Raw genomic sequence first — 2,174 nt, 5'->3', positions numbered from 1 at the left:
GCCCTCGTCTAATTGGACAAACTATTATTGCCTCGCCCCTTACGCTGTGTTAAAACGCCCAGTGCAAGCCAACATCATAGCGGGCAATATCCCAATCACTACGCGAGATATCTTGCTGATAAGCCAAATAGGCCGATATACCTCGAGGGAAAACAGCACTGACTCCCACCTGCCCAGACCAATAATGAGTCGCGTCCAACTGAAAACCGAGCTCTGTCGTGCCGCTGCCCTCAAGGCCTGAATACTGAGCGGTAGCCGACCATTTGTCGCCATCCAATAAATCGCGATAAGAAAGCTGGGCAAATGGCTGAAAAACACCCACTTGCGTATTAACGGTGTAATTCACAAAACCCCCTATATCAAGGTTTTGCTCGTCGCGCTTAAAGCTGGCTACACGCATCTGTAAATTACTCGCACTTTCGGCATAACCGTCTACATCAACGGTAGTATCATCCAGAATAAAGAAGGCCCGTAAATTCCAACGTTTAATGTTTTTCTCGTAACCACCCCCTAAAGCAAAACCCAACTCGTCACCATTAGTTTGCGCCACAACTTGCGCACTATTTTGCTGGCGAGCAAAGTCGTAATCATTACTGCTCTGTGATGCGATAAAGTTAAGATAAAAATTTTGGCTAAAATAACTGATAAAAGCCGATACGCCTTGCTGATCAACCTCCGCCGTTTGAGCACCTTGTGCGCGTTGCGATTCTGCCGAGGCCAAGGTTAAGGCCGCACCAAAGACCCAAGCGTCGTAACGGTAATCTACCCCTGCGGTAATCATATTCGAATCAAAGTCTAATCCCGGCACTTCGTCTTTAGCATCACCAACTTCTATACTACCGCTGATAAAACCACTCCAAGCCTGCTCGCTATCTCCGGCGGCACCGCCCAGCGCACCAAGTGAAACACCCTGACCTTTTATATTGAGGGATAAATGATCCGTGTTTAAACCGGCTTCGTTATTGCGACGACGCGCTAATTCACGAGCAATATTTTGATTCCGCGTGCGGGCGTTTTGCAAAGAGATTGACGTGACGGTTTGAAGCTGAGCTTTGGTCGTGTATATAGCCGAACGTAACGCAGCGGACTGCTCCACCACAGGTACTTCTTGCTCGGGGCCTGGCTCTTGAACTATCACTTCCGGGCCGTTTGATAATGTGCCATACAGAAAGCCACCACTGGCATAACCGTCATTCGTATCGCGGAATAAATTATCGACGGTATATAAACCACCCTCGCTAAAACTGTTGCAGGTTGTGGTGACATTGTCGGCATACAAACCGTAGCTTTCTTCAGTTTCTTCCTCGGCATCGCCAAGCAACGTTAACTCAAACATTTGAGCGGTACTGGTCATTGCACCACTTTCATTAATCGTTACCGGTATTGTTGTGCTCCCACCCGTTAGGCGATAATCATCCGTGCTGATTGGATCTAGGCCGTCACCCTGCCCTAGATACAGTTCTCGATTTTTCGACACGACCAAATCAAAAGTCACACTACATGTCTGAGCGGCTAGGGCTACCTCTACCTCGCCATCCATGACAACACCAATCTGGCCGACCACGGTATCGCCTTCGGCAACGGGTAGACGAGCCTGCCCCTCGGCCATAACGACACTGCCATCGCTTGAGGTAACCGTAACTTGCGGTAACGACAATCGAAGATCTTCAGCAAAAGCGGCCGCCGGCGCAGCCATAGCGACCACTAACAAACGGCTTATCGCCCGCGTTAATGGCCTTTTCTTCATTTGGGGTACTATTGACGCCACTACCTTCATAAAATCGCCTCGGTGCGAATAAAAAATAAGCGTGGATACTACCGGCTAAGGCCCACAAAACTCAACAGCCTAATAGGCCGATTTAGCGCCCGCCCTCGCAACGACTTAGCCACTACGACACCACCTTAGTAATTACCACCGTTCAAGGGTGCCGACTGTAGTGCATACTTTAACGTTGCGTAGGACGACATAGTTGCTATAGTGGCGCCAACCGTTCGCTCTAAATATTGATACCCCATATTCACCATGATTTTTACTAAAACCAGTGTGGCTAACCCCCCATTATCCGTGCGATATATACTGTGTTTAATAAGCCTGCTACTGAGCGCGGCCGCTGTCGCTTCGCCTACAAAACACCTGAACGGCGTTGGGTCGTATTACCATATGGGTAAGGATT

The 2,174-nt window shown here is 49.0% G+C and carries 1 protein-coding gene; it reads right to left on the bottom strand.

Translation table 11 applies throughout. The annotated features are described in order from the left end of the window. Nucleotides 1-49 precede the first annotated feature (49 nt). Nucleotides 50-1,747: an autotransporter domain-containing protein gene (locus AC3A8L_RS11850; RefSeq protein ID WP_487962471.1), complete on the bottom strand. Its 1,698-nt coding sequence runs from the start codon at nucleotides 1,745-1,747 to the stop codon at nucleotides 50-52. Nucleotides 1,748-2,174: the final 427 nt, after the last annotated feature.

It is taken from the genome of Marinagarivorans sp. (assembly GCF_982758155.1).
This window is presented reverse-complemented; position numbering and strand designations above follow the sequence as displayed.

Bases quoted from the DNA above. Each gene is read 5' to 3' on its own strand.
- AC3A8L_RS11850 (WP_487962471.1), bottom strand. From the start codon at position 1,747: ATGAAGAAAAGGCCATTAACGCGGGCGATAAGCCGTTTGTTAGTGGTC.